Below are 7,680 nucleotides of genomic sequence, written 5' to 3' on the forward strand. Positions count from 1 at the left end.
TAATTTATGAAACTAGACCAGAAATCATTTTAGGATAATATGCATTCATCTTTTCTCTAAGTTTATTAAGTTCCTCTTTATTTAACGTCGTATGCTCTCCAAACAAGTTGATCGCGTCCGCTCCATTTTCATGAAAATACACGGTAACATATAATGCCGGTAACCCTTTGTTGTTTTCATCTATTGATAAGACGACATCTGGCGTTTTATTAACAGTGCTGAATGTTTCATTTCTTTTCCACTTCTTATTTTGAAACATGTCTTGTATATCATGTATCTTTCGTTTGTTATCTGTATGCGTAAAATATATAACATTATCCTCCGCTGGTTTTCCGATAGACAAAATTGTACGACTTGAGGGCGATCCACTGTTACACGCTGTCATTCCGATGACAAAGCTGAGTAATAATACAACGTACATTACCCTTTTCATATCAATCCGCCTCCTTTTGAATATATATATTCCTTTATAAGAGGCAGATGTCCTGTGATTTTATGGTGAATGAAATTATATCCGCGATTTTTCGAATATATCGACTTACCGAAAAAACGCGACAATCTACGCAAAAAAAGAGGCTGCCCGTTATGGCAGCCTCCCTCATTTTTAGAAGAATAAATGTAAGAAATCTTCAGTTGTAATGTTACCGAAGTAGCGTGCGATATCTACGCCTTCTAAAGCTGCAGTGAATGCATCTTTATCGAACTGAACGCCTGTTAGACGCTCTTCGATATCATGAACATCTAGTGAACCGAAGAAGTCGCCGTAAATTTTGCATTCTGTTACTGTTCCTTTTTTCACTTCCAGACGAACGTCAACTTGTCCAACTGGGAAGCGGTGTGAATGTTGTAAGTTGAACTTCGGTGATTTTCCGTAGTTCCAGTCCCAATTGCGGTAGCGCTCTTCAGAAAGTTTATGGATTTCTTTCCAATCCTCTTCTGTTAATTCATACGTTGGGATTTCTGTTTCTCCTTCGAAAATTGTTTCTAGAAGAAGTTGTCTAAACTCTTCTGTCGTCATTTCTTCGTTTAGGAACTCTGTAATGTTCGCAACGCGGCTACGGATTGATTTAATTCCTTTTGATTGGATCTTATCCATTTTTACTTTCAGTGCTGATACGACGTGATCGATTTCAGAGTCAAATAGTAACGTACCGTGACTGAACATACGACCTTTCGTTGAGAACTGCGCGTTACCTGAAATTTTTCTTCCTTCAGCTAAAATGTCGTTACGACCACTTAGTTCTGCATTTACACCTAATTTACCAAGCGCTTTCGTTACAGGCTCTGTGAATTTTTTGAAGTTGCTGAAACTATCTCCATCATCTTTCGTGATAAAGCTGAAGTTTAAGTTTCCTAAATCATGATATACTGCGCCTCCGCCTGATAGACGACGAACGACATGAATACCTTTTTCTTTTACGTAATCTGCATTAATTTCTTCTACTGTGTTTTGGTTTTTACCAATGATAATCGAAGGTTCGTTAATGTAGAACAGTAAATATGTTTCGTTAATATCTAAATTTTTCACACAATATTCTTCAATCGCTAAGTTTATTCTAGGATCTGTAATTCCTTTATTATCAATAAATAACATCGTATCACCTCATGAGTTCCATACGTAGCCACTATGCGCTAGCGTAATATGGCCACTGAAAATTTGTTTTGCTTCTGTTACTAAATTAGATGGGTTTCCTGTATGCGGTAAGTGCGTTAATAAAAGTTCTTTTACATTCGCATCTTTTGCAATACTTGCTACTTCTGTACTATTCATATGCCCTGCTTTTGCAGCCTCTTGATGTGCATACATATTACACTCACAAATGAAAAGATCAGCATCTTTCGTGAATGGAATGAATTCAGGAATATAACTTGAATCAGCGCTGTATACTACAGCACCATCTCCAGCTGTAATACGCATCGCAAAGCATGTAACAGGATGAACAGTTTTTAAGAACGAAATCGAGAACGGTCCAACTTGAAGTGTTTCTTCTGGATTGTACGCGATTCCTTTCGTATGTGGTTCATGTGTTAAAGAATGGAATCCATTCTCGTCAAACGTATGACCGTATATTGGTAATTCCGGTAGTTGCCTTGTTGTTGCACTCGTAATTAATCTCGCATATTGCAATACCCCAATGTCCGCAACATGATCGTGATGATAGTGTGACAGTACAACTGCATCTATATGAGATGGTGTTATATATTTTTGAAGCTGTGCTAGTACACCACTACCACAGTCTACAAGTAAACGAAAACCATCGTGTTCAAACAAATACCCCGACGTTGCTTCTCCCGCTTCTGGAAATCCGCCCCAAAAGCCGACAACAGTCATTTTCATATGTATCCATCCTTTCTAAAACCGAGTAGGAATGCATGTTTCACTTACATTCTACATTGTTAACTATAATCCATTTCCTAAACTTTTTCATTAATTTTCAATTTTGTTATAAAACAGTTGTTGACTTTTATTTTTTGTACTAATACAATAATAGTAAGAAATGGAAATGGAGGGATTGACATGATCGATCAACCAATGGAATTTTTCAGAAATTTACCGACGAAAACTTGTGCGCACTGTGGGAAAGAAATTGATGAGCAACACGAAGCATACCATAACAAATGTGATGACTGCGTTCACGAAGAATAGTAATTTATGAACATAAAAAAACCTAGCAGACATAGTCTACTAGGCTAATAACATCGTATCCTTCTTCATCGTTGAACCTTTCACCAAGAGCTCCAGTTCAAACTCATACAATTCTTTTTGTCGATAATTTTTCGTATGGATTTTATCCATCATCAGGTCGACAACTTTTCGGGCCATCTCATCGATTGGCTGTTCAATTGTCGTAATACCTGGCTCTGTAATCTGTGATAATATTTGATTATCAAAACCGATAACAGCGAGATCATCTGGAATGCTCCAGTTATGGTGCTTCGCCTCTGAGATAATTCCAGCTGCTACCTCATCGCCTCCTGCCAAAATCGCGGTAGGATTTTTTTTGTCCTTTAATACTTCATGGAATATTCGTTTTCCATCCTCCCAAGAGAAAGCGTTTTCAAGAAAATCAATCGCTTCTACTTGGCGGCTCTTCTCAGTTATTGCACGTAAAAAGCCCATTTTTCGCTGCTGGCTAACTAATTTGGTTTCGTTACCACGGCAAAAAATAAGATTGCGATATCCTTGATCTAACACATGCTTCGCAGCTATGTATGCTCCTTGCGCATGATCAAACTTCACTGTTGGAATATTTGCTTCCTCAATATATTCATTACATAACACGATTGGACCGTGCTGTAAGTATGGCTCTACATCTTCCCACGGATTTTCTAGTGAACATAGAATAATCCCATCTACTTGTTTCGTAGATAATAATTGTAAATACTCCATCTCTTTTTCAGGTAAATATCTTGTTTGACAAATAATCAGTTTATATTTATGTTCAGAAGCTGCAATCTCGATTGCTTCAATAAATCTACTGAAAAAAGGATTTGTAATCCTTGGAACTAGCACCGCAATTGTTTCCGTTTTTTGTTTACGAAGCCTTCTCGCCGCAGAATTAGGAACAAAGCCTAAATGCTTCATTGCTAATTGAACCCTTTTTTTCTTCTCATCTGAAACATATGGATGATTATTAATCACCCTAGAAACCGTTGTCCTTGATAACCCCGCTAATTTCGCCACGTCCTCTATAGTCGACACGAAATCCTCCCCCTTTGCATGAAAACGTTTTCTTAAACTGATTATATAGTATATTATTGGAAACTGCAATATGGGTTGTTATGATTTTACTATATTAATATTATACATAGGGAAAAGTCTGTTAATGGGAGGGGAATTTATACTGCTTTTAGAAGTTTACAGTAGATATATTTATAAAAATAGAAGGTGATATTTCATGAATCGGACAGATCGTTTGTTAGCTATATTAATTGAATTACAAAGAAGACAAACTGTTACAGCACAAAGCTTAGCTGAAAAATTCGAAACAAGTATAAGAACTATTTATCGAGATATGGATGCACTTAATGAATCGGGTGTTCCTATTTTTTCAATGCCTGGCCACGGTTATTCATTAATGGATGGTTACTTCTTACCACCTATTCAGCTTACACCTGAAGAGGCTGTTACTCTTTTACTAGGCGGTGATTATATCGAGAAAACTTTCACTTCTTCTTTTTCTGTACACGCACAATCAGCAAAAGAGAAACTTGAGGTTGTCCTCCCTACTGATCAACAAAAGAAAGTGGAAGAGTTACGAGGAACTTTCCGTTTCCTTTCTCCTATATTTTCGCATCAGCAATCTGAACAAGAAAAGCTAGAAAATCAACTTCTCCTATTGCAAGAATCTATCCAAAAAGAACAGGCTATCTCTTTTTCTTATCGTAAACCAAGAGAAACTACAAAAATAAAACGGACCGTTCACCCTTACGGCTTAGTCAATATTTCAGGAATTTGGTACGTCGTTTCCCATTGTTTACTTCGAAAACAAATACGTAATTTCCGCTTAGATCGAATGGAGGAATTACAGCGAGAACAAGAATTCTTTACAAAACCCGAAGACTTTTCTTTGCAAGAATATCAGCCTGAAAGCAACCGTACTGTGATGATTCATTTATTATTCCCAGCCCATATTGCACATAAAATTATTGAATCACGATACTTCTTTATAGATTCATACGAGCATAGAGACAATGGTTTTCACGTCTTTTTGAAATCAAGAAACATAGACGAAGTATTTCAATGGGTATTAAGCTGGGGAAGCCAAGTGCAAGTACTTGAACCAAACGTTCTATCTGAGAAAATCCGTGATGAAGCAAAGAAAATGTTAAAACTTTAATTGTTGCATTTCACTACTGACATAATGTTGTCAGCATTACCTCTTTATAGTAGGTAGTAACAAATACATTTTCATAAAAAGGAGTTAGTGATATGAAGAAATTTGAAGAGTTAGCAACGTACTACATAGAGGAATTAGAAAAGTACTCTATAGAACAATTTAGGATGAAGCCTTCTAATGAGGAATGGTCCCTCGGTCAAATGTATAATCACTTAATTTCAGCTACACGCATGCAGTTAGATGCAATCGTGAAATGCAGAACTGAAGTGCCTTCTGTAGCTAACAAGAAAACAGATATGGGGGAAAAGGTATATATGATGGGAGCTTTCCCAGACATAAAAATCAAATTACCAGATCATCCTGGATATACGCCTGAAAACCCAGCTAATAAAGAAGACGTACAGAAACAGCTTCTAGAATTAATTACAATTGTTAAAGACATTGAGCCAACACTTTCTTCTATCCCTAGTGATTGTAAAGTCGAACACCCTGGGCTTGGTTACTTACATGCAGCAGAATGGTTCCAGCTTATTTCTATGCATTTTGCACATCACCTTCGCCAGAAAGAGCGACTGGAACTTAAGGTTCGCTAAGCACCTCCACTAAAAAGAGACTGCCAATATCGGCAGTCTTTTCACTACAATATGCACCGACTATACAATTACTCATAGAATCCCACTTTCTATCAATAGAAAACTCCTTTATTTCATTCAATGTAAAAACCCATTAATACATCATCTCCATATGATCCATCTTCATACTTTATTTGCTTTCTTTGTCTTCCTTCTTCTACAAACCCCATACGTTTATACACCTTAATCGCCCTATCATTAATAGAAACTACGCCTAAGCAAATTTTCTCTAAACCTTCCTGTCCTTTAGCCCAACTAATAAGAAATTCAATTAGTTTCGTACCAATTCCTTGATTACAGTACGCCTCTCTAATCCCCATTCCCATTGTACCTGCATGTCGTAGACGTTCTAGTTCGTAGCGGTTGAAAAGTAAAAAGCCAACCACCTTACTATCTACTTCATAAACGATATAAAGATTCCCTTTTTCATTGCTTTTCCGTATCTTTTCTTTTTCTGCATCAATATCATTTGGTAATTTACTTGGAGACACTATAAAAAACTTTGTAGTAGTTTCTGATAATATAATTTCTTTTCTAATATTCATAATGGATTCTGCATCAATCTCTTTTGCTAATCGTATCACTGAATCACCTCATACCTTTTTCTAAAAACTACAAAGAAGGATAGATAACGTGAGGATTCCCCTCTAATTCATTATTTTAACTCCTCCCACTTCGTCCACACTTCTCTCCCATTTATATGGTACATATTATCCTCTCGCTCCATAAACCCGTGTACAATAAACTCACGTCTAATCGTACAAAAATCATCGTGATATTGTTTTATGAATGTATTAATTTCTTTTTCCGTATATTGATTTTCAGCATTTAATTTGCTAATTAAGTGCTCCAACAATACTAGTTTTTTCTTCTTTTGACCTGGAATCGATTTTAGGCGGTCCTCTTTATCGAAAAAGTTACGAATGGTTGTATCACGAAATTTCATTTCACTTTCAGTCATTTTGTTGTCCTCCATCGGTTTTTATGCAATAAAATTTATCGTTTGTCTTTACTATTTTTCTTCATTCTTTTACTTATAACATCCATAAGGTAATATCCGCTAATTAGCACATAGTAAACTGCAAGTATTCCTAATGCATCTTTCATATTTATATATTTTTCTTTATGAAACAAGATAGGTGAAAGGGCGTAAACAAGAAAGATAATTAGCGGATTTAAGATAAAATAGTAAGTAAGATTTCCTTTCATCATATCAACTCCTCCATATCTAGTTTTCTCTATAAATTGTTGTAAATCCTTTTCTTTCATCTCTATATCTTGTAAAAAGGTTTATGTAAACTACAGAAAAGCCCCCCCTACATTAAAATAAAAAAGCACCGAAAAGGTGCTTTTTTCTATGCTTCAATCGATTGATTTTCCGCAATATTTCTAAATTGTCGTTTGTGCATCCAAGTTAAGGAGGCAATTGTTCCAAGTGATAATGTAACGATGAAAATCATGAGTATTCCTATGTTTTGCCACATGAAGTTAAAGTCTCCGCTTGATACGACTGCCTTCAACCCAGATACAGAGTATGTCATCGGTAACCAAGCATTAAATGGTTGTAAAAACTTCGGAATCAATTCTAGTGGAAATGTTCCAGCACTCGTTGTAAGCTGAATAATTAATGTGATGATGGCGATGAAACGCCCTGCATCACCAAATGCTGTTACTAAACATTGAATTAATGCGATAAACGCTAAACTTGTAACGATGCTAAAGAGTATGAAATACGGAATACTTTGTACTTCTACACCTAATCCGAATAGTAATATAATATCTGCCACAATAGCTTGAATAATACCAACTGATAGTAGTACGCCGAACTTACTAATAAACCAACTAAATCCTGATTTAGGAACACCAACTGTATCACGTAATGGATATACGATTGATAATAATAATGCTCCAACAAATAAACCGAGTGATAAGAAATACGGTGTAAATCCAGTTCCGTAGTTAGGAACTTCCGCCATTTTCTCCGTCTTCACTTTTACAGGACTTGCAAACATATCATACGTTTTATCCGTTCCTTTTACTTCACCAGTTTTCTCTGCCCCTTCGCCAAGTTTCTCAGCAAGTTCACCTGAACCATCGTTTACTTTTACAAGACCATCTGTTACTTTTCCAGATCCGTCTGCTAGTTTATTTACTCCGTCGATTAGCTGGGTTGAGCCAGTGGACATTTTATTTAGGCCACCATTTAG

11 protein-coding genes are annotated in these 7,680 nt (G+C 36.3%); 3 read left to right on the forward strand and 8 right to left on the reverse strand.

The window, feature by feature from the left end:
* Positions 1-4: 4 nt before the first annotated feature.
* The 3 genes from MR167_RS07255 to MR167_RS07265 form a co-directional block, all read right to left on the reverse strand.
* Positions 5-433 carry a hypothetical protein gene (locus tag MR167_RS07255; protein WP_199669536.1) on the reverse strand — a complete coding sequence of 143 codons (429 nt, stop codon included), beginning with the start codon at positions 431-433 and terminating at the stop codon, positions 5-7.
* 171 nt (positions 434-604) lie between these two features.
* Positions 605-1,594 (reverse strand): lipoate--protein ligase, encoded by a 990-nt coding sequence (gene lplA / locus MR167_RS07260; RefSeq protein WP_000897258.1) that lies wholly within the window; start codon positions 1,592-1,594, stop codon positions 605-607.
* Between the two features lie 9 nt (positions 1,595-1,603).
* Complete coding sequence (locus MR167_RS07265) at positions 1,604-2,338, reverse strand: MBL fold metallo-hydrolase (RefSeq protein ID WP_000784692.1); 735 nt, start codon at positions 2,336-2,338, stop codon at positions 1,604-1,606.
* Between the two features lie 180 nt (positions 2,339-2,518).
* Between MR167_RS07265 and yhfH the strand changes: the two genes are divergently transcribed.
* Positions 2,519-2,647, forward strand: a complete 129-nt coding sequence (gene yhfH, locus MR167_RS07270) for a protein YhfH (RefSeq protein ID WP_000567010.1) — start codon at positions 2,519-2,521, stop codon at positions 2,645-2,647.
* 39 nt (positions 2,648-2,686) lie between these two features.
* On the opposite strand, the gene MR167_RS07275 is transcribed toward yhfH, so the two are convergent.
* Positions 2,687-3,703 carry a LacI family DNA-binding transcriptional regulator gene (locus tag MR167_RS07275; protein WP_000103710.1) on the reverse strand — a complete coding sequence of 339 codons (1,017 nt, stop codon included), beginning with the start codon at positions 3,701-3,703 and terminating at the stop codon, positions 2,687-2,689.
* Between the two features lie 196 nt (positions 3,704-3,899).
* On the opposite strand from MR167_RS07275, the gene MR167_RS07280 reads away from it, so the two are divergent.
* Positions 3,900-4,841, forward strand: coding sequence for a helix-turn-helix transcriptional regulator (locus tag MR167_RS07280; RefSeq protein WP_242314268.1), 942 nt, complete (start codon positions 3,900-3,902; stop codon positions 4,839-4,841).
* Between the two features lie 92 nt (positions 4,842-4,933).
* A complete protein-coding gene (locus MR167_RS07285; RefSeq protein ID WP_098095433.1) occupies positions 4,934-5,434 on the forward strand; it encodes a DinB family protein in 501 nt (166 codons plus the stop codon).
* Positions 5,435-5,547: 113 nt separating this feature from the next.
* Here the strand turns inward: MR167_RS07285 and MR167_RS07290 are convergent, their stop codons facing one another.
* The 4 genes from MR167_RS07290 to MR167_RS07305 form a co-directional block, all read right to left on the reverse strand.
* Positions 5,548-6,057 carry a GNAT family N-acetyltransferase gene (locus tag MR167_RS07290; protein WP_098095434.1) on the reverse strand — a complete coding sequence of 170 codons (510 nt, stop codon included), beginning with the start codon at positions 6,055-6,057 and terminating at the stop codon, positions 5,548-5,550.
* Between the two features lie 71 nt (positions 6,058-6,128).
* On the reverse strand, positions 6,129-6,434 hold the full coding sequence (locus tag MR167_RS07295; RefSeq protein ID WP_142313048.1) for a DUF2087 domain-containing protein: 306 nt from the start codon (positions 6,432-6,434) through the stop codon (positions 6,129-6,131).
* A gap of 35 nt (positions 6,435-6,469) precedes the next feature.
* A complete protein-coding gene (locus tag MR167_RS07300; RefSeq protein ID WP_106103662.1) occupies positions 6,470-6,685 on the reverse strand; it encodes a hypothetical protein in 216 nt (71 codons plus the stop codon).
* A gap of 143 nt (positions 6,686-6,828) precedes the next feature.
* Positions 6,829-7,680, reverse strand: an 852-nt coding sequence (locus MR167_RS07305) for a YhgE/Pip family protein (protein ID WP_242314270.1), incomplete at its 5' end; no start/stop codon positions are given.

The sequence above is a fragment of the Bacillus cereus group sp. BfR-BA-01355 genome, assembly GCF_022663675.1.
Classification (GTDB): domain Bacteria; phylum Bacillota; class Bacilli; order Bacillales; family Bacillaceae_G; genus Bacillus_A; species Bacillus_A thuringiensis_S.